This window comes from Sphingobium sp. B7D2B, assembly GCF_025961895.1.
Taxonomy (GTDB): domain Bacteria; phylum Pseudomonadota; class Alphaproteobacteria; order Sphingomonadales; family Sphingomonadaceae; genus Sphingobium.
The window spans coordinates 337,576-356,499 of sequence record NZ_JAOQOM010000001.1 but is presented as its reverse complement, the minus strand read 5'-3'; the positions used below and the strand labels follow the sequence as shown (position 1 = coordinate 356,499).

Below are 18,924 nucleotides of genomic sequence, written 5' to 3'. Positions count from 1 at the left end.
AGGGTTATTCGAGGCTATGATGGCGGGACGCGAGGCGGGAATGCCAGGAACGGGAGGGCACAGCGCCAATCCGGCAAACGGCGTGAATCCCATGGATGACATGCTGCTGCTCGAGATCGAGGATCTTGAGGTGGATGTGCTGACCGGCATCTATTCCGAGGAAACCCATCTGCCGCAGCCGCTGCGAATCAGCATTCGCGCCCTGCTCGAGCATCGCAGCCATTACGAGCCGAATACGCCGCTCAGCACGTCCAAAAACTATATGGACCTCAAGCATGCGGCGACCACGGCGATCACGCGCGGCCAGCACTTCATGCTGGTCGAGGCCGTGGCCGATCACATCATCGACACCATCTTCCTGCAGGACCGCAAGGCGCGCCACGTGACGGTGAAGATCGTCAAGCTGGCCCTCTCCGAGCGGAACGAAAAGATCGGCATCACCCTCTCCCGCTGGCGGAAATAGGGTCCGCAAAACGCTGGCGTATCGTAAATCCCAGCCATCCGTTCGTGTCGAGCGAAGTCGAGACACTTCGCACCGCGCTGGCGTGTCTCGACTTCGCTCGACACGAACGGGAATGTCAGTCTCTGACGTCTAACCCTTCTTCAGCCCAATCTCCCGCAGCCGCTCGTGCAGATAATCATGCGCGCTGATCGGCGGTTCACGCAGCGGATTTTCCGCGCTCACGCATTGCGGCAGCGCCTCGATCATCACGTCCGGCTCCAGGTGCAAGAAGAAGGGCATGGAATAGCGCGGAATGTGGCGGCGCTCGGGCTGCGGATTGACGACGCGGTGGCTGGTCGAGGGCAGCACATGATTGGTCAGCCGCTGCAGCATATCGCCGACATTGATGACCAGCGCGCCGGCGGGCGGTGTGGCCGGAATCCACTCACCCTCGCGCGTCAGCAGCTGCAGCCCGCCTTCCTCGGCGCCGAGCAGCAGGGTGATGAGGTTGATGTCCTCATGTGCGCCCGCGCGAATGCCGGGCGCCTGCGCGGAGACGGGCGGATAATGCAGCAGCCGCAGGATGGAATTGCCCTCGTCGATCTTGGCGTCGAACCAGTCGGGCGCGAGGCCGAGATGGCGCGCGACGCCGGAGAGGATGCGCGCACCCACGGCATCGAACGCCGCGAACAGCGCTGTAAAAGTCTCCTCGAACCCCGCGATCTCGTCAGGCCAGATGTTGGGCGGCATATCCTCGGCGAGGGGATGACCGGCCGGCAGGGCGCGGCCGACATGCCAGAATTCCTTGAGGTCATTCTCGCTGGCACCCTTGGCGACCTCTGTCCCGAACGCCGTATAGCCCCGCTGTCCCGCGCCGCCGGGCACCAGATAGGCGCGCTTGACCGGATCGGGCAGCGCGAAGAACGCCTTTGCCAGCGTCCAGCCCCGCGCCACGAGGTCCGGGTCCATCCCATGATCGGTGACGATGGCGAAGCCATATTCGCGGAAGCTGCTGCCGATCGCGTCGGCGAAATCCTGCGGCGAGAGGCGCGCGAGCGAGAGAGTGGGGACATGCCCCAGCGGATCGGATGACGTCATGACGGTCTCACTCGAACGTGAAATGATGATGCCTGACTAGGCGTTCGCGGCGCGGCTGTCACGCCGGGCCTGGCAGGCGGAAGGCCCTTGCACGCCGCGTACCGGCATGGAATGGCGCCCGGGCAGGCTGGCAAAGGAGGATCGATCGCCCATGCGCTACTGGCTGATGAAATCGGAGCCCGATGTGTTCTCCTGGGACGATCTGGTCGAGAAGGGTCGCGCCGAGTGGGACGGGGTGCGCAACCATGCCGCCAAGCTGAACATGAAGGCGATGGAGGTCGGTGACCAGGCGCTGTTTTATCACAGCAATATCGGCGTCGAATGCGTCGGCATCATGGAGATCGTGCGCGGGGCCGAGCAGGACAGCACGGACGAGACCGGCAAGTGGTTCGCGGTGGAAGTCGCGCCGGTGCGCAAACTCGCCAAGCCGGTCACGCTCAAGCAGATCAAGGCCGATCCTGCATTTGCGAACATGGCTTTGGTGCGACAATCGCGCCTGTCCGTGTCGGCGGTGAGCGACGAGGAATTCCAGAGGATCGTTGATTTATCGGAGCAATAATCATTCCCGATTGAATGCGCAGGCCACAACGATTGCAGTTTTTGCATTCGCGGCCCGGCCTTTGCAATTGAACTTTGCTGCGTTGCAACACAAATGGCCTCCAGAGACCCGGGCGCTACGCCCGATCAATTCCGGGAGCCACGACATGACCATTCTCAAGAAGATTTTTGCTGCCTACATCTCTGCCGCTGCCATGAGCGTTCCGTTCGGCGGTCTGTAAGCAGCTGAGGCACGGCGCGACCCACTGAGGTCGCCCAGCTGCAAATCAAAAAGGCGACGCTGCAAGGCGTCGCCTTTTTTGTGCGCCATTTTGCTGGCGAATCTGCGGCCGCTTCCCTACAGCGCGGAACAATGATCGGTCCGGCGCGGATTATCCCCGGACTTATCCACACTCATCCACAGTTTTGATCTCGCTCCCCGCATTGCAGCGGCGGATAATGCTTTGCACGACTCGATTCTCGTGAGACCATCAAGCCATAGAGAGACAGAAATGTTCTGTTAAATCAGGATGTTGAGTCGATCTTACGGACCAAGACCTGCGCGCGGCAACGTGCTCGGCGGATTGGTTCGGCCCGCCGCCAACCGCAGGATCACGCTTCCCCCGGGAACAGGATCGCGAGGCAGCGGGAAGGATGCAGGCTCTGCCGTCTAGGCATGATCCCACATCCGCAAAGGCCGGCACGGCTTGCCCTTCGGGCGAGCCTCGCGCGGTCGATCCGAAGGCGGCCTGCCGCAGCCGGATCAGCACGTCGGACTTCCGCAAGGAACAGGACGTGAGGCGCACGATCTGACGATCGAGAGCGTCGTGCCAGACGCTGGATGTCCCGGAGACGGGCTGGAAGGCGATGGCATCGTGGGGGCCGGTAGCGATGCCGGCCCCCATTTTCATGAGTCGCGCGCGGTGAAAACCCCGCGCCCCGGCCTTCGCTCAGGCCATCAGCGCCTCGGCCTCATCCAGCGTATCCGACAGGAGCTGGACGACGGCGCGATAGGGCTCCGGCCCCGCCATGTTCAGCCCCGCGCGCTTGAGAATCTCAACCGGATAATCCGAGCCGCCGGCCTTGAGCACGGCCAGATAATTGTCCCGCGCCTTCGCCCCGCCGCGCTTGATCTCACCCGCGAAATAGACAGCGGCGGAGAAGCAGGTGGCATATTGGTAGACGTAGAAGCTGTTGTAGAAGTGCGGAATATAGGCCCATTCATTGCCATAGGCCGGCTCCATGCCGACCTTCGGCCCATGGTAGCGCGCCAGCAGATCGGTGTAGAGCGTGGTGAAGGCGCCACCCGACAGACCATCGCCCGCCTCGGCCCGGTCATGCGCCACCAGTTCGAACTCGGCGAACATCGTCTGGCGGAAGAAGGTGCCGCGAATATTCTCCATCCGCTGGCCGAGATAGAAGAGCTTCTCCTCGCGCGTCTTGGCCTGCGACTCCATATAATCGAGCAGCAGCAGCTCGTTCAGCGTCGAGGCGATCTCGGCGGTGAAGATCGGATAATCCGCTTTCTCAAAGGGCTGCGCGGCATTGGCGAGCAGACTGTGCATGGCATGGCCCCACTCATGCGCATAGGTGCTCAGGCTCTCATATTCGTCGCTCAGGTTGAGCAGCAGATAGGGATGCACATCATAGGCGCTGGACTGCATATAGGCGCCCGGCCGTTTGCCGGTCCGTGGCCACGGGTCCATCCACCGCGCGGCCGTCGCGCGTGAGAGGGAGGCGGCATAATCGCGCCCCAGCGGCTGCACCGCCGCGAGCGTCAGTCGCCGCATCTCATCGAGCGAAAAGCGGCGCCCCGTTTCCACCAGCGGCGGGTAGATATCGTAATAATAGAGGTCCGGCAGCTTGAGCATCCGGCGGCGCAGCTCGAAATAGCGGTGAAGCTGGGGCAGGCCCTTGTTGGTTTCCGCCACCAGGGTGCGATACACACCCTCCGGCACATTCGATCCGGCGAGGGCCGACGCCAGCGCGGTGGGATATTTGCGCGCCTTTGCATCGAAGATATTGCCGCGGACCTGCGCCAGATAGGTCGCACCGAAGCTGTTGCGGAACTCCCCATAGGTCTTCCAGAAGGCATCGAACACCGCCTTGCGATCCGCCCGCTCGGGTGCCGCGCGGTGGACGGTATAGCCCTGATTGTCGAGCTTCACTTTCTCGCCGGTGGACAGGGTGATGCTGGGCCAGGGAATGTCCGAGCTGCGCAGCTGGTCGGAAATGTCGCCCGGCGCCGAAAGCACGGATGTGGCGCTCGCCAACAGCCCTTCCCCTTCCGGCGAGAGGGTGTGCGGCGCGCGACGCAGCATGTCGGCCAGTGCATGATCGAACCGATCGCGCAACACGGCATTTCCGGCAATGAACTGCTTGATCTTCGCCTCGCCAATGCTGAGCACTTCCGGCGCGATCCAGGCGCTGGCCTCGCTGAACGCGGTGAACAGGTCAACCGCCTGCCCCTGCTTCTCCTGGTTCGCAGAGACGCGCACATCCTCGTCGGCACGCAGGCTGGCATAGACATAGACGCGCAGGATCTGCCGGTAGAGGTCGGACTGCATGGTGAAGGCCGCGGCGAGCGTCTCGGCACTTTCGCCAAGCCGCCCCTGATAGGCCGCCATGCCCTTGACCGCCTCGAGCGCGGACCGGCGGGCGGTGTCCCACGCGGCATCATCGGCATAAAGCGCGCTGAGATCCCAGGTGAGATCCCGGTTGGAGGCGGTTTGCGCGGCAAGCGACGCGGGCGCCAGCGCGAGGCCGGCAATGGCGGCGGCGGCCACGGCTTCGCGGCGGGAAAGGTCGGTCATGCGGTCATCCTGATCGGGCGCCGCGGAACAGGCAGCGCCAGGTTGCGATGCCCTACTGTGTCGGCATTGCGCGCCGATGGGAAGATGCTTGTGCGAAACGGGCGGCGCCCGCACGGCCCGCCGTTGCCCAAAGGAAAAGGCCGCCGGTTTCCCGACGGCCTTCCCTGATACCAAAACGGTGAACTTCTTAGAAGTCCATGCCGCCCATGCCACCCATGCCGCCGGGCATGCCAGCCGGAGCCGAGGACTTGTCCTCGGGCAGCTCGGCAATGGTCGCCTCGGTGGTGATGAGCAGACCGGCAACCGAAGCTGCGTCCTGCAGAGCCGCGCGCACAACCTTGGTCGGGTCGATCACGCCGGCTTCCACCAGGTTCTCATAGACGTCGGTCGAAGCGTTGAAGCCCCGGGTCTCGTCATTTTCGCGCAGCAGGTTGCCAGCGACGACGGCACCGTCGAAGCCCGCATTCTGAGCGATCTGACGCAGCGGCGCTTCGATGGCCTTGCGGATGATGTCGATGCCGCGGGTCTGATCGTCATTGACGCCCTTGAGGCCGGCCAGCGCCTTGGTGGCGTACAGCAGAGCCGTACCACCGCCGGGGACAATGCCTTCCTCGACAGCTGCACGGGTGGCGTGCAGCGCATCGTCAACGCGATCCTTGCGCTCCTTCACCTCGACCTCGGACGCACCGCCAACCTTGATGACGGCCACGCCGCCAGCCAGCTTGGCCAGACGCTCCTGCAGCTTCTCGCGGTCGTAGTCGGACGTGGTCGTCTCGATCTGCGCGCGGATCTGCTCGGTGCGGCCCTTGATGGCATCCGCATCGCCAGCACCATCGACGATGGTGGTGTTGTCCTTGTCGATGGTGACGCGCTTGGCGGTGCCGAGCATGCCAACCGTGACGTTCTCGAGCTTGATGCCGAGATCTTCGGAGATCACCTCGCCCTTGGTGAGGACGGCGATGTCTTCCAGCATGGCCTTGCGACGGTCACCGAAGCCCGGTGCCTTCACGGCAGCGACCTTCAGGCCACCACGCAGCTTGTTGACGACGAGCGTGGCCAGAGCCTCACCCTCGATGTCCTCGGCGATGATGAGCAGCGGACGGCCCGACTGCACCACGGCCTCCAGGATAGGAAGCAGCGCCTGCAGCGAGGAGAGCTTCTTCTCGTGGATGAGGATGTAGGGGTCAGCCAGCTCGACCTGCATCTTCTCGGGGTTCGTGATGAAGTAGGGCGAGAGGTAGCCGCGGTCGAACTGCATGCCTTCCACGACGTCCAGCTCGAAATCGAGGCCCTTGGCTTCCTCGACCGTGATCACGCCTTCCTTGCCGACCTTTTCCATGGCCTCGGCGATCTTCTCGCCGACTTCGGTGTCGCCATTGGCCGAGATGATGCCGACCTGGGCGATTTCCTTGTTGCCGGAAACGGCCTTGGAGCGGGCCTTGAGGTCCTCGACCACCTTGGTCACCGCGAGGTCGATGCCGCGCTTGAGGTCCATCGGGTTCATGCCGGCCGCAACCGACTTCATGCCCTCGCGCACGATCGCCTGGGCGAGAACGGTCGCGGTGGTGGTGCCGTCACCGGCAATGTCGTTGGTCTTCGAGGCCACTTCGCGCACCATCTGGGCGCCCATGTTCTCGAACTTGTCCTTGAGCTCGATTTCCTTGGCGACCGACACACCGTCCTTGGTGATGCGGGGGGCGCCGAAGCTCTTGTCGATCACGACGTTACGGCCCTTGGGACCGAGGGTGACCTTCACTGCATCGGCGAGAATGTCCACGCCGCGCAGGATGCGCTCACGGGCATCGCGGGAAAATTTGACGTCCTTGGCTGCCATGTTGCTAGTCCTTCCTTGAATTCAACGGAGTGCGAAAATCAGGCGATGACGCCCAGAATGTCGCTTTCCTTCATGATGAGCAGGTCTTCACCGTCGACCTTGACCTCGGTGCCGGACCACTTGCCGAACAGCACGCGGTCACCGGCCTTGACGTCGAGCGGCGTCACCTTGCCGTCTTCCGCCTTGGCGCCCGTGCCCACGGAGACGATCTCGCCTTCCTGCGGCTTTTCCTTGGCGCTGTCGGGAATGATGATGCCACCGGCAGTCTTCTCATCGGCTTCGATGCGGCGAACGAGCACGCGATCGTGCAGCGGACGAAATCCCATTATCCAAGTCCTTTCCATAGCGGCGGGCGCTGTCGCTCTCCGATGGATCGCCCGGCCGGCCCTCGCCGAAGCCTGTGCGCCCCCCGGATACCGACTCCGGCACCCCGCCTGTGAAACACTGTGTTAGCACTGTCAGCGAGTGAGTGCTAACGGCCGCCATATGGTTCGGTTCAACGCCGCGTCAAGGCGCGGTGCACCAAAAAACTATTCGATCTTTCGCCCGCGCGGTGGACCGTTCGGCGTTCTCGGCCGTTGGACGGTATCGCGTCGAAGGCGTCGCGATCCATCGATGACGGTCACTCATCCGCCCCAAGGACCGGCTGAACGCCCCTAAATGATATTGCGAACTAATCTCAAAGAAAAGCCGAAATCTGGCCCGATCGTCATTGAACGGTAAGGAAATTGGGCCTATGGGCGCCTCATCGACCACCGCGCAAAGAAGGAGACGCGCATGGCCCGGAAGAAGATCGCGCTTATTGGTGCCGGCAATATCGGCGGCACGCTTGCTCACCTCGCGGCTCTCAAAGGGCTTGGCGATATCGTCCTGTTCGACGTGGTCGAAGGGATTCCCCAGGGCAAGGCGCTCGATCTCTCGCAGTGCGGTCCGGTCGAAGGCTTCGACGCCAAGATCACCGGCACCAACGACTATGCGGACATTGCCGGGGCCGACGTCATCATCGTCACCGCCGGCGTCGCCCGCAAGCCGGGCATGAGCCGTGACGATCTGCTCGGCATCAACCTCAAGGTCATGAAGGCCGTCGGCGAGGGCATTCGCGACAATGCGCCCGACGCGTTCGTGATCTGCATCACCAACCCGCTCGACGCGATGGTCTGGGCGCTGCGAGAATTCTCCGGCCTGCCGCACAACAAGGTCGTCGGCATGGCCGGCGTGCTCGATTCGGCCCGGTTCAGCCACTTCATCGCCGAAGAGTTCGAAGTGTCCGCCAAGGACGTCACGACCTTCGTGCTCGGCGGCCATGGCGATACCATGGTGCCGGTCGTGCAATATTCGACCGTCGCCGGCATTCCCGTGCCGGACCTCATCAAGCAGGGCCGCTCCACCAAGGAGCGCGTCGATGCCATCGTGCAGCGCACCCGTTCGGGCGGCGGCGAGATCGTCGGCCTGCTCAAGACCGGCTCGGCTTATTATGCGCCCGCAACCAGCGGCATCGCCATGGCGGAGGCCTATCTGGGCGATCAGAAGCGCCTGCTGCCCTGCGCCGCCTATGTCGAGGGCAAGTACGGCGTCGACGGCCTGTATGTCGGCGTGCCGGTGATCATCGGCAAGGACGGCGTCGAGCAGATCGTCGAGATCGCGCTGGATGACGAAGCCAAGGGCAATCTCCAGGTCAGCGTCGATGCAGTCAAGGAACTGCTGGTGGCCTGCAAGGGCATCGATCCGAGCCTGGCATAAGCGATGAAGCGCATCGCTTGCTCTTCCTGTTCCCCGGCGACTGCCGGGGCCCAGCAGCGGCCGTGATGCAATGACCTGCGCCGGCTATGTCTACATCATGGCAAGTCGGCGGAACGGGACGATTTATACCGGTGTGACGAGTGATCTGGTGAGACGGGTCACGCAGCATCGGACAGGAGAGATCAAGGGCTTCACCACCAAATATGGCTGCAAGCTGCTGGTTTGGTACGAAGCCCATGACGATCTTCAGAACGCGCGGCAGCGCGAACTGCGGATCAAGGAATGGAAGCGTCAGTGGAAACTGCGCCTCATTGAAGAGATAAACCCGGACTGGAACGATCTGTTCGAGTCCATCTGTCAGAACTGGACCCCGGCCTTCGCCGGGGAACAAGGAAGCGAAGCGAGCCCATGAGCATCCTCGTCGACAAGAACACCAAGGTCATCACGCAGGGCATGACCGGCGCGACCGGCACCTTCCACACCGAACAGGCGCTGGCCTATGGCACGCAGATGGTCGGTGGCGTGACGCCGGGCAAGGGCGGCACCAGCCACATCGGCCTGCCGGTGTTCGACACGGTGGAAGAAGCCGTGGCCAAGACCGGCGCCACCGCGAGCGTCATCTACGTGCCACCGCCATTCGCCGCAGACTCGATCCTGGAAGCGATCGATGCGGAAGTGCCGCTGATCGTCACGATCACGGAAGGCATTCCGGTGCTCGACATGGTGCGCGTGAAGCGCGCGCTCTCGGGCAGCAAGTCGCGCCTCATCGGCCCGAACTGCCCCGGCGTGCTGACGCCGGACGAGTGCAAGATCGGCATCATGCCCGGCTCCATCTTCCGCAAGGGTAGCGTCGGCGTGGTCTCGCGCTCGGGCACGCTCACCTATGAGGCGGTGTTCCAGACCTCCAATGCCGGCCTTGGCCAGACGACTGCCGTCGGCATCGGCGGCGACCCGGTCAACGGCACCAACTTCATCGACGTGCTGGAGCTGTTCCTCGCCGACGAGGCAACGCAGAGCATCATCATGATCGGCGAAATCGGCGGCGATGCCGAGGAGCAGGCCGCGCAGTTCCTGATCGACGAGGCCAAGAAGGGCCGCAAGAAGCCGATGGCCGGCTTCATCGCGGGCCGCACGGCGCCTCCGGGCCGTCGCATGGGCCATGCCGGTGCGATCGTCTCCGGCGGCAAGGGCGATGCGGAAAGCAAGATCGCGGCGATGGAAGCAGCGGGCATCAAGGTCGCGGCCAGCCCTTCGGAGCTGGGCACGACGCTGCTTGAGGTGCTCAAGGCGTAGGTGGTTAACAGCCGCTTCACCCGGGACGGCTTAAAAGGCCGGTCCGGGATGGCGGCACAGGCGTCTTCCGCCCGGCGGAGAGAGGCAAGGATCGAACCGATGGGTTACGAGAATCAGGAATTCAGCGGCGCGCAAGAGGCCGAACAAGGGCCGAGCTGGGCGCGCAAGGGCTGGCCACTCGACAGCACGGACGACCTGACCGCCGCGCTCGACCCCACGCAGATGCAGGTGGCGATCAAGGCCGCCGCAGCCAAGAGCGGTGCGCCCGCCTCGCAGGCCGATGTCGCCAAGGCGGCCGCCGATTCGATCCGCGCGATGATGCTCATCCGCACCTATCGGGTGCGCGGCCATCTCGCCGCCAATCTCGATCCGCTCGGCCTGAGCCAGCGCGACCTGCCGGCCGATCTCACGCCGGAATATCATGGCTTCTCCGGCGCGGAGCAGGACCGCAAGGTCTATGTCGGCGGCGCGCTCGGTCTTGAGTGGACGACGATCCGCGAGCTGGTGGACATTCTGCGCGCCAATTACTGCGGCAATGTCGGCCTCGAATATATGCACATCTCCGATGTGGAGGAGCGCCGCTTCCTGCAGGACCGCATGGAAGGCAAGGACAAGGAAATCATCTTCACGCCCGAGGGCAAGAAGGCGATCCTCGCCAAGGTCATCCAGGCCGAGCAATATGAGAAGTTCCTGGGCCGCAAATATGTCGGCACCAAGCGCTTCGGCCTCGATGGCGGCGAGTCCATGATTCCGGCGCTTGAAGCCGTGATCAAATATGGCGGCCAATTGGGCGTGCGCGAGATCGTGTACGGCATGGCGCATCGTGGCCGCCTCAATGTGCTGGCCAATGTGATGGCCAAGGGCTTCCGCGTGATCTTCCACGAGTTCTCGGGCGGCACCGCCAATCCCGAGGATGTCGGCGGCTCCGGCGATGTGAAATACCATCTCGGCACATCGACCGACCGCGATTTCGACGGCATTAATGTCCACATGTCGCTGGTGCCCAACCCGTCGCACCTGGAGACGGTCGACCCGATCGTGCTCGGCAAGGTGCGCGCGCAGCAGCTGTTCCGCGACGATATCGGCCCCGGCAAGCACAAGCAGGTGCTGCCCGTGCTCATCCATGGCGACGCGGCCTTTGCCGGTCAGGGCATCGTCTGGGAATGCTTCGGCTTTTCCGGCGTGCGCGGCTACAATACCGGCGGCTGCATCCACTTCGTCGTCAACAACCAGATCGGCTTCACCACCAGCCCGCAATTCTCGCGCGGCTCGCCCTATCCGAGCGATGTCGCCAAGGGCGTGCAGGCGCCGATCATCCATGTGAACGGCGATGATCCCGAGGCGGTGACCTTCGCCTGCAAGCTGGCGATCGAATATCGCCAGACCTTCCATCGCGACATCGTGATCGATATGTGGTGCTATCGCCGCTTCGGCCACAATGAGGGCGACGAGCCGAGCTTCACCCAGCCGCTCATGTATGCGCGCATCAAGCAGCATCCGCCGGTGAGCGAGGTCTATGCCTCGCGCCTGCGCGAAGAGGGCGTGGTGGACGATTCGTTCCTGTCAGCGCAGGTCGAGGGCTTTGTCGATCATCTCGAGGAAGAGTTTGAATCGGCCAAGACCTACAAGGCCAATCATGCCGACTGGTTCGCCGGTCGCTGGTCGGGCCTGCATCAGCCCGCCGACATCGAAACCGCGCGCAAGAATGTCGAAACTGCGGTGTCGCCCAAGCTGTTCGAGAGCCTGGGCCGCACGCTGACGACGGTGCCCGAGGGCGTGAACGTCCACCGCACCCTGCGCCGCGTGCTCGATGCCAAGGCGGAGATGTTCAAGACCGGCGAGAATTTCGACTGGGCGACGGGCGAGGCGCTGGCCTTCGGCTCGCTGCTGTCGGAAGGCTATGGCGTGCGCCTGTCGGGCCAGGATTCGGGACGCGGCACGTTCAGCCAGCGTCACGCCGTCTGGGTCGATCAGGACAGCGAGAAGAAGTACATCCCGCTCTCCACCGTGCCGCACGGCCATTTCGAGGTCTATGACAGCCCGCTCTCCGAATATGGCGTGCTGGGCTTCGAATATGGCTATGCCATGGCGGACCCCAAGAGCCTGGTGCTGTGGGAAGCGCAGTTCGGCGATTTCGCCAATGGCGCGCAGATCATCATCGATCAGTATATCGCCTCGTCCGAGTCCAAGTGGCTGCGGGCCAATGGCCTCGTGCTGCTGCTGCCGCATGGCTATGAGGGGCAAGGGCCCGAGCACAGCTCCGCACGGCTCGAGCGCTTCCTGCAGCTCTGCGCGGAAGGCAATATCCAGATCGCCAACTGCACCACGCCGGCCAACTATTTCCACATCCTGCGCCGGCAGATGCTGCGCCCGTTCCGCAAGCCGCTCATCATCTTCACGCCCAAGTCGCTGCTGCGGCACAAGCTGGCGGTCAGCAAGGCCGAGGATTTCCAGGGCGATCGCCACTTCATGCGCATCCTCTCCGACCCCACACCGGCGGCGGACGAGCAGACGCGCCGCCTGGTGCTGTGCTCTGGCAAGGTCGCCTACGACCTCATGGAAGCGCGCGACGCAGCCGGAGACAAGGACGTGCAGATCGTCCGCATCGAGCAGCTCTATCCCTTCCCGACCGAGGCGCTCGCCACGCGCCTCAAGCGCATGACCGCGCTGGAGGAAGTGGTGTGGTGTCAGGAGGAGCCGCGCAACAATGGTGCGTGGTTCTTCGTGGAGCCCTATATCGAGGAGGCGCTCGATCAGGCCGGCAAGGCGCCGATGCGCGCCCGCTACGCAGGTCGCAAGGCTTCGGCCTCGCCTGCCACCGGCCTTGCCCGCCGTCACCAGGCCGAGCAGGGTGCGCTCATTGCGGACGCGCTCGGTCACAATGTGCGCACCGAGATCAAGCGCCAGAAGAAAGCATAGTCCGCGCAGGCCGCGCCGGGCAGGAGGAAAGACATGGCCACTGAAGTGAAAGTGCCGACTCTGGGTGAATCCGTCACGGAAGCGACGGTGGGCCAGTGGCTGAAGAAGCCCGGCGACGCGGTGAAGGCCGATGAGCCGATCGCCAGCCTGGAGACCGACAAGGTTGCGGTGGAAGTCCCCGCGCCGGTTGCCGGCGTGCTGGGCGAGCTGCTGGTGAAGGAAGGCGACACCGTGAATGTCGGCGCCGTCATCGCCACCGTGCAGGAAGGTGCGGCTGCGGCCAGCAAGCCCGCACCGGCCAAGGCGGAAGCCGCTGCGCCGGCCCCGGCCAAGACCGAGGCAGTCCCTGCACCGACGCCGACGCCCACCCCCGCGCCCGCGCAGGCCGCGCATGAGGGGGACAGCACCCTCGGCGCCATCACCCTCTCGCCTGCCGTACGCCGGCTGGTGCTCGAGCATGGCCTCGACCCCAGCAAGATCAAGGGCACGGGCAAGGACGGGCGCCTGACCAAGGACGACGTGATGGCCGCCATCGCCGATGGCAGCGCCGTCGCGAGCGAGTCTGCCGTGACCACCGCCGCGCCGGCACCGGCGACCGGCAGCTCCGGCCCGTCGCGCCATCAGGAGCGCGTGAAGATGACGCGCCTGCGTCAGACTGTCGCGCGGCGCCTCAAGGAAGCGCAGAACAACGCCGCCATCCTGACCACGTTCAACGATGTGGACATGAGCGCCGTCATCGCGGCGCGCGCCAAGTACAAAGATCTGTTCGAGAAGAAGCACGGCGTGCGTCTGGGCTTCATGGGCTTCTTCGTGAAGGCCGCATGCATGGCGCTCAAGGATATTCCGGGCGTCAATGCGCAGATCGAGGGCGACGAGATCGTCTACAATGATTTCTGCGACATCTCGGTCGCGGTGTCGGCGCCCAATGGCCTCGTGGTGCCGGTCATCCGCAATGCCGAGACGATGAGCATCGCCGAGATCGAAAAGACCATCGCCGATTTCGGCAAGCGCGCCAAGGAAGGCACGCTGTCGATGGCGGACATGGCCGGCGGCACCTTCACCATCTCCAACGGCGGCGTGTTCGGCTCGCTCATGTCGACGCCGATCATCAACCCGCCCCAGTCCGGCGTGCTCGGCCTGCACCGCATCGAGGAGCGCGCCGTGGTGGTCGACGGCCAGATCGTCGCGCGCCCGATGATGTATCTGGCCCTCAGCTACGATCACCGCATGGTCGATGGCCGCGAGGCCGTGACCTTCCTCGTCGCCCTCAAAAACGCCATCGAGGACCCGACCCGGCTGCTGATCGATTTGTGAGGCAGGGAAAAATAGCAGATTGACGCGTGCTCCTGCGAAGGCAGGAGCCCATCGACGGAGAAGAAACGACGAAATCTGGCTTCGTGTATCTGATGGCCAGCAAGCCGAACGGAACGCTGTACCTCGGAGTCACGAGCGACCTTGTCGCGCGATGCCATCAACATCGCGAGGGCCATGTCGAAGGGTTCAGCAAACGCTATGGTTGCCGGCTCCTTGTTTGGTACGCAGTATATGACGATCTGCAGGAAGCGCGGCTGCGCGAACTGCAAATGAAGAAATGGAAACGGGCCTGGAAAGTCCGCCTGATCAGGGAGAACAATCCCGAATGGCGCGATCTGTGGTCGGTGATTGCGACCTAGCCATGGGTTCCTGCCTTCGCAGGAACACAAAGCGGTGACCGGTCAATGGAGCGAGTAATGGCAGACCAGTTCGACTATGACGTTCTCGTAATCGGCGCCGGGCCGGGCGGTTATGTGGCGGCGATCCGCGCCGCGCAGCTTGGGCTGAAGACCGCCTGCGCGGAAAGCCGGGAGACGCTGGGCGGCACCTGCCTCAATGTCGGCTGCATTCCTTCCAAGACGCTGCTGCACGCCTCGCACCTGTTCCATGAAGCCAAGGACGGCGTGCTGGCCAAGCACGGCATCAAGCTGGGCTCCGTGTCGCTCGATCTGCCCGCGATGCTGGCGGACAAGGACGCGGCGGTGAAGGGCCTCACCGGCGGCATCGAGTTCCTGTTCAAGAAGAACAAGGTTGAATGGCTCAAGGGGCTCGCCAGCTTCAAGGACGCGCACAGCGTCGAGGTGGCCGGCAAGACCGTGACCGCCAAGAACATCGTCATCGCCACCGGCTCCAGCGTGACGCCGCTGCCCGGTGTCGAGATCGACAATGACAAGGGCGTGGTGGTCGATTCCACCGGCGCGCTGGCGCTCAAGCAGGTGCCGGATCATCTGGTGGTGATCGGCGGCGGCGTCATCGGCCTCGAACTGGGGTCGGTCTGGGGTCGCCTGGGCGCCAAGGTCACCGTGATTGAATATCTCGACCAGATCCTGCCCGGCATGGATGGCGAGGTGCGCAAGGAAGCCGCCAAGCTGTTCGCCAAGCAGGGTTTCGATATCCGTACCGGCACCAAGGTGACCGGCGTCGCCGTCAAGGGCGGCAAGGCCAGCGTGACGGTCGAGCCGGCTGCCGGTGGCACCGCCGAGACGATCGAGGCCGATACGGTGCTGGTCGCCATCGGCCGCCGCCCGAATACGCAGGGCCTCGGCCTCGACAAGATCGGGCTGGAGCTGAACCACCGCGGCCAGATCGAGACCGGTCCCGATTTCTCCACCAAGGTCGATGGCGTGTGGGCCGTGGGCGACGTGATTCCCGGCCCCATGCTCGCGCACAAGGCCGAGGATGAAGGCATTGCCGTCGCCGAGAACATCGCCGGCATGACCGGCATCGTCAATCATGACGTCATCCCCAGCGTCGTCTATACCAGCCCGGAGATCGCCGGTGTCGGCCTCACCGAGGAAGCCGCCCGCGAGAAGGGCGAGGTCAAGGTCGGCAAGTTCCCGATGATGGCGAACAGCCGCGCCAAGGCGATCAGCGCCACCGACGGGTTCGTAAAGGTCATCGCCGATGCCGAGACCGACCGGGTGCTCGGCGTGTGGATCGTCGCCGATCCCGCCGGCACGATGATCGCCCAGGCCGCGCAGGCCATGGAGTTCGGCGCGACGTCAGAGGACATCGCCTACACCTGCCACGCCCACCCGACGCACAATGAGTCGGTGAAGGAAGCCGCGATGGCGGTACTCGGTAAGCCCATCCACATGTGAATTGGCGTCCTGACCGGCTTGTCCGGTCAGGAGCTTCCCCTTTGCCCGCGTGTAAGCTTGTTCGCCAGCGAGGCTGAATGCTGGCGGAAGATTCGCGCACGTCTGGCGCTGCGCTGACGAGCCTTCCGCGGCTGAACCAGCCCCCTACTGCATCCCCGATGGCAGGATCGACGGCGATTCCCGCTGCGGCTGGGGCTGCGCGGGCGGTGCCTGACGCTGCTGCTGCGGCGGCCGTTGCTGGCCCGGCTGGGCGGGTGCGGGGCGCGCGGGACGTTCGTCACGGCCGAGCACTTCGTCGATCCAGCGCTGGTCGATCCGGCGCGGCGCTTCGGTGCCGCTGGTGTCGCCCGGCGTTGCGCCTTCGGCACCGCTGCTCTGGCCCTCGGCAGGCGGCAGCGGCAAGCCGTTCTCGTCGACCATCATGCCATTGTCGGGCGAGCCATAGGCCTCTTCGTCCGGTTCGAGCTGCCATTCGGGCAGCACCACCTCAGTCTCGAAATTCTCGACCGGGCGATTGGCCACGGCGGTGCGCATAAAGGCCGCAAAGGCCCGCGCTGGCGCGCGACCGCCGGCCAAGCCACCCACTCTACGACTATCGTCGCGGCCCATCCACACGCCGGTGGTGATGCCGCTGGAGAAGCCGACGAACCAGCCATCCTTGTTGCTGGTGGTCGTGCCGGTCTTGCCCGCCACCGGCCGGCCGATCTGGGCCGCGCGGCCCGTGCCGGTGTTCACCGCCGTCTGCATCAGGTCGGTCATCCCCGCCGCGACCCAGGGCGCCACCAGCACGCGGCTGGTATCATCCTCATGCTCATACAGCGTGGTGCCATCGGCCGTGGTCACCTTGAGGATGCCATAGGGCCGCACCGCCACGCCCTTGCGGGCAACGGAGGCAAAGGCCTGCGTCATGTCGATGAGGTGAACCTCGGACGTGCCGAGCACCATCGAGGGGTGCGTGTTGATCGTGGTGGAAATGCCGAACCGCCGCGCCATGTCGGCGACAGTCGAGAAGCCCACTTCCATGCCCAGCTTGGCGGCAATGGTGTTGATCGAATAGGCAAAGGCGGTGCGCACGTCGATCTCGCCGACATTGCGACGATTGTCATTGCGCGGCGACCAGCCGTTGATCGTCACCGGACTGTCCACCACCCGCGTCTCGGGCGTGTAGCCGGCTTCCAGCGCCGAGAGATAGACGAACAGCTTGAAGGCCGAGCCCGGCTGCCGCTGGGCGACGGTCGCGCGGTTATAGTTGGAGCTGACATAATCCAGCCCGCCGACCAGCGCCCGCACCGCGCCATCGCGGTCGAGGCTGACCAGCGCACCCTGCGCGCCGCCCGGCACATTGCCCTTGAGCGCCGCGACGGCGGCCCGCTGCATCCGGGGATCGAGCGTGGTGTAGACGTCGAGTGGCTGCTCGCGCTCGTCGATCAGCGTATCGAGCTGCGGCAGCACCCAGTCGGTGAAGTAGCGCACGCTGTCCTGCGCCTTCTCGGGCACCAACCGCACGCTGTCGAGATCGGCAGCGGCCCGCTCGGCGCTGGTAAGGTCGCCATTGGCCGCCATCACGTCCAGCACCACGCTGGCGCGGCCTGCGGCAGCATCGGCGTCGGCCGTCGGCGAATAATGCGAGGGCGCCTTCACCAGCCCGGCGATGATCGCCGCTTCCTCGAGGCTGAGCGTCGTCGCCGGGTGATTGAAGAATTTGCGGCTCGCGGCATCCACGCCATAGGCGCCACCGCCGAAATAGACCTTGTTGAGGTAAAGCTCCAGAATCTGGGACTTGCTGAACTTGCGCTCCATCGCCAGCGCCAGGATCATCTCGCGCAGCTTTCGGCCGGCGGAATAGCTGTTGTTGAGGAAGATGTTGCGCGCCAGCTGCTGGGTGATGGTCGACGCGCCCTGCAACCGCCGGCCCTCGCCACGGCGGACATAGCCCACCCAGGCCGCACGGGCGACGCCGATCGGATCGACACCGGGGTGCATGTAGAAGCGCTTGTCTTCCACCGAGACCAAAGCGCGGGTCATCACCTCGGGAATCTGTGAATGGTTGAGCCAGCGCCCATAGCTCGGGCCGAGCGAGACGAGCACGGAGCCATCCGCGGCATGGACGCGGATCATCTGCCCATTGGGCGAGCTTTTGAGCGAGTCGAAGCTCGGCAGTGACTGCATCGCGATGACGACCGCAATCACCAGCGCGATCAGTCCGCCGATGGCGAGTGCGATGCCGACCTTGATCAGCCGGATGGTCCAGAGCCTGATCGAGCTCCCCGATTTTGCCTTGGCCATGCCTTGCCTTGTACCGCTCCGAACCGCTGCGTGCTGCTACTGTGCAGGACGCTACAAGCGTCCAGCGCCTTTACAAGCGCTGAATAGGATATCAATCGTCCTGTGCGGTGCCCTGCGGCTCGAAGTCCAGCGCGACGCTGTTCATGCAGTAGCGCAGGCCTTCCGGCCCCGGCCCGTCCGGAAAGACATGGCCCAGATGCCCGTCGCAGCGCGCGCAGCGCACCTCGACCCGGCGCATGCCGTGGCTCGTGTCGGTATATTCGCTGACTGCCTCGTCTTCCAGCGGCGCGGTGAAGCTCGGCCAGCCCGAGCCGCTGTCATATTTATGGCCACTGTCGAACAGCGGCAGGCCACAACCGGCGCAATGATAGATGCCGGCATCCTTGAGCTTGTCATAGGCACCCGCAAAGGCGCGCTCGGTGCCATGCTCGCGCAGCACATGATATTGCTCGGGGGTCAGGCGCTCGCGCCACTCGGCATCGCTGAGGTTCATCTTGTCCATGGCGAGAATATCGGGTGCCTGACCCAGCGCGTCAATGGCGGCCGTTCGGGAGGCGCGGACAAAATCGCCGAATTTGCGGAAAGCAGAAGGCCCCCTTTGAGCCCTTCTTTTTCGTCATCCCGGACTTGATCCGGGATCCCGCTACCTTGGAAACCGCCGGTCAGAGAGACTTAGAGACCGGAAGAAGCGGGATTCCGGATCAAGTCCGGGATGACGTCGCTAATGACGAGATAGGGTCCGCCGCCATCGCCTCGGAACTGTCTACGCCCCCTGGGGCCAACCGACATTCAGATGATGACGTGACGAAATGGCGGTTTTCCGTGACC

16 protein-coding genes are annotated in these 18,924 nt (G+C 64.3%); 10 read left to right on the top strand and 6 right to left on the bottom strand.

Annotation, left to right across the window (positions count from 1 at the left end; genetic code table 11):
* Positions 1-91: 91 nt before the first annotated feature.
* On the top strand, positions 92-463 hold the full coding sequence (locus tag M2341_RS01615; protein WP_181560925.1) for a dihydroneopterin aldolase: 372 nt from the start codon (positions 92-94) through the stop codon (positions 461-463).
* 129 nt (positions 464-592) lie between these two features.
* Here M2341_RS01615 and M2341_RS01610 read toward each other — a convergent pair whose 3' ends face one another.
* On the bottom strand, positions 593-1,540 hold the full coding sequence (locus M2341_RS01610) for an isopenicillin N synthase family dioxygenase (protein ID WP_264583979.1): 948 nt from the start codon (positions 1,538-1,540) through the stop codon (positions 593-595).
* Positions 1,541-1,691: 151 nt separating this feature from the next.
* Here M2341_RS01610 and M2341_RS01605 point away from each other — a divergent pair, with 151 nt between their 5' ends.
* Together M2341_RS01605 and M2341_RS01600 are read left to right on the top strand one after the other, a co-directional pair.
* Positions 1,692-2,099 carry an EVE domain-containing protein gene (locus tag M2341_RS01605; protein WP_264583978.1) on the top strand — a complete coding sequence of 136 codons (408 nt, stop codon included), beginning with the start codon at positions 1,692-1,694 and terminating at the stop codon, positions 2,097-2,099.
* A gap of 10 nt (positions 2,100-2,109) precedes the next feature.
* On the top strand, positions 2,110-2,319 hold the full coding sequence (locus M2341_RS01600) for a hypothetical protein (protein ID WP_264583977.1): 210 nt from the start codon (positions 2,110-2,112) through the stop codon (positions 2,317-2,319).
* Positions 2,320-3,027: 708 nt separating this feature from the next.
* On the opposite strand, the gene pepF is transcribed toward M2341_RS01600, so the two are convergent.
* From pepF to groES, 3 genes are all read right to left on the bottom strand, one after another.
* Entirely contained in the window at positions 3,028-4,890 is a 1,863-nt protein-coding gene (pepF, locus tag M2341_RS01595) for an oligoendopeptidase F (RefSeq protein ID WP_264583976.1), read from the bottom strand.
* Positions 4,891-5,077: 187 nt separating this feature from the next.
* Positions 5,078-6,724: a chaperonin GroEL gene (groL, locus tag M2341_RS01590; protein ID WP_181560931.1), complete on the bottom strand. Its 1,647-nt coding sequence runs from the start codon at positions 6,722-6,724 to the stop codon at positions 5,078-5,080.
* A gap of 38 nt (positions 6,725-6,762) precedes the next feature.
* The gene (gene groES / locus M2341_RS01585) at positions 6,763-7,050 is read right to left on the bottom strand and encodes a co-chaperone GroES (protein WP_181560932.1); all 288 of its coding nucleotides are present in this window, start codon (positions 7,048-7,050) and stop codon (positions 6,763-6,765) included.
* A gap of 451 nt (positions 7,051-7,501) precedes the next feature.
* Here groES and mdh point away from each other — a divergent pair, with 451 nt between their 5' ends.
* From mdh to lpdA, 7 genes are all read left to right on the top strand, one after another.
* Positions 7,502-8,464, top strand: a complete 963-nt coding sequence (gene mdh / locus M2341_RS01580) for a malate dehydrogenase (protein ID WP_264583975.1) — start codon at positions 7,502-7,504, stop codon at positions 8,462-8,464.
* A gap of 70 nt (positions 8,465-8,534) precedes the next feature.
* A complete protein-coding gene (locus tag M2341_RS01575; RefSeq protein ID WP_264583974.1) occupies positions 8,535-8,876 on the top strand; it encodes a GIY-YIG nuclease family protein in 342 nt (113 codons plus the stop codon).
* The gene (sucD, locus tag M2341_RS01570) at positions 8,873-9,757 is read left to right on the top strand and encodes a succinate--CoA ligase subunit alpha (protein WP_181560935.1); all 885 of its coding nucleotides are present in this window, start codon (positions 8,873-8,875) and stop codon (positions 9,755-9,757) included. Before M2341_RS01575 ends, sucD begins: the two co-directional genes overlap by 4 nt.
* A gap of 99 nt (positions 9,758-9,856) precedes the next feature.
* On the top strand, positions 9,857-12,676 hold the full coding sequence (locus M2341_RS01565) for a 2-oxoglutarate dehydrogenase E1 component (RefSeq protein ID WP_264576918.1): 2,820 nt from the start codon (positions 9,857-9,859) through the stop codon (positions 12,674-12,676).
* A gap of 33 nt (positions 12,677-12,709) precedes the next feature.
* Positions 12,710-13,990 carry a 2-oxoglutarate dehydrogenase complex dihydrolipoyllysine-residue succinyltransferase gene (odhB, locus tag M2341_RS01560; protein ID WP_264583973.1) on the top strand — a complete coding sequence of 427 codons (1,281 nt, stop codon included), beginning with the start codon at positions 12,710-12,712 and terminating at the stop codon, positions 13,988-13,990.
* Between the two features lie 50 nt (positions 13,991-14,040).
* Positions 14,041-14,349: a GIY-YIG nuclease family protein gene (locus M2341_RS01555; protein WP_413715679.1), complete on the top strand. Its 309-nt coding sequence runs from the start codon at positions 14,041-14,043 to the stop codon at positions 14,347-14,349.
* Between the two features lie 57 nt (positions 14,350-14,406).
* Entirely contained in the window at positions 14,407-15,810 is a 1,404-nt protein-coding gene (gene lpdA, locus M2341_RS01550; protein ID WP_264583972.1) for a dihydrolipoyl dehydrogenase, read from the top strand.
* Between the two features lie 144 nt (positions 15,811-15,954).
* On the opposite strand, the gene M2341_RS01545 is transcribed toward lpdA, so the two are convergent.
* Both M2341_RS01545 and msrB read right to left on the bottom strand, forming a co-directional pair.
* Positions 15,955-18,096 (bottom strand): transglycosylase domain-containing protein, encoded by a 2,142-nt coding sequence (locus M2341_RS01545; protein WP_264583971.1) that lies wholly within the window; start codon positions 18,094-18,096, stop codon positions 15,955-15,957.
* A 91-nt stretch (positions 18,097-18,187) separates the two neighbouring features.
* Positions 18,188-18,598, bottom strand: a complete 411-nt coding sequence (msrB, locus tag M2341_RS01540) for a peptide-methionine (R)-S-oxide reductase MsrB (protein ID WP_264572327.1) — start codon at positions 18,596-18,598, stop codon at positions 18,188-18,190.
* Positions 18,599-18,924 lie beyond the last annotated feature (326 nt).

Excerpts from the sequence above, each read along its gene's own strand:
- M2341_RS01615 (WP_181560925.1), top strand. The coding sequence starts at position 92 with ATGGATGACATGCTGCTGCTCGAGATCGAGGATCTTGAGGTGGATGTG.
- M2341_RS01610 (WP_264583979.1), bottom strand. The coding sequence starts at position 1,540 with ATGACGTCATCCGATCCGCTGGGGCATGTCCCCACTCTCTCGCTCGCG.
- M2341_RS01605 (WP_264583978.1), top strand. The coding sequence starts at position 1,692 with ATGCGCTACTGGCTGATGAAATCGGAGCCCGATGTGTTCTCCTGGGAC.
- pepF (WP_264583976.1), bottom strand. The coding sequence starts at position 4,890 with ATGACCGACCTTTCCCGCCGCGAAGCCGTGGCCGCCGCCGCCATTGCC.
- groL (WP_181560931.1), bottom strand. The coding sequence starts at position 6,724 with ATGGCAGCCAAGGACGTCAAATTTTCCCGCGATGCCCGTGAGCGCATC.
- groES (WP_181560932.1), bottom strand. The coding sequence starts at position 7,050 with ATGGGATTTCGTCCGCTGCACGATCGCGTGCTCGTTCGCCGCATCGAA.
- mdh (WP_264583975.1), top strand. The coding sequence starts at position 7,502 with ATGGCCCGGAAGAAGATCGCGCTTATTGGTGCCGGCAATATCGGCGGC.
- M2341_RS01575 (WP_264583974.1), top strand. The coding sequence starts at position 8,535 with ATGACCTGCGCCGGCTATGTCTACATCATGGCAAGTCGGCGGAACGGG.
- sucD (WP_181560935.1), top strand. The coding sequence starts at position 8,873 with ATGAGCATCCTCGTCGACAAGAACACCAAGGTCATCACGCAGGGCATG.
- M2341_RS01565 (WP_264576918.1), top strand. The coding sequence starts at position 9,857 with ATGGGTTACGAGAATCAGGAATTCAGCGGCGCGCAAGAGGCCGAACAA.
- odhB (WP_264583973.1), top strand. The coding sequence starts at position 12,710 with ATGGCCACTGAAGTGAAAGTGCCGACTCTGGGTGAATCCGTCACGGAA.
- lpdA (WP_264583972.1), top strand. The coding sequence starts at position 14,407 with ATGGCAGACCAGTTCGACTATGACGTTCTCGTAATCGGCGCCGGGCCG.
- M2341_RS01545 (WP_264583971.1), bottom strand. The coding sequence starts at position 18,096 with ATGGCCAAGGCAAAATCGGGGAGCTCGATCAGGCTCTGGACCATCCGG.
- msrB (WP_264572327.1), bottom strand. The coding sequence starts at position 18,598 with ATGGACAAGATGAACCTCAGCGATGCCGAGTGGCGCGAGCGCCTGACC.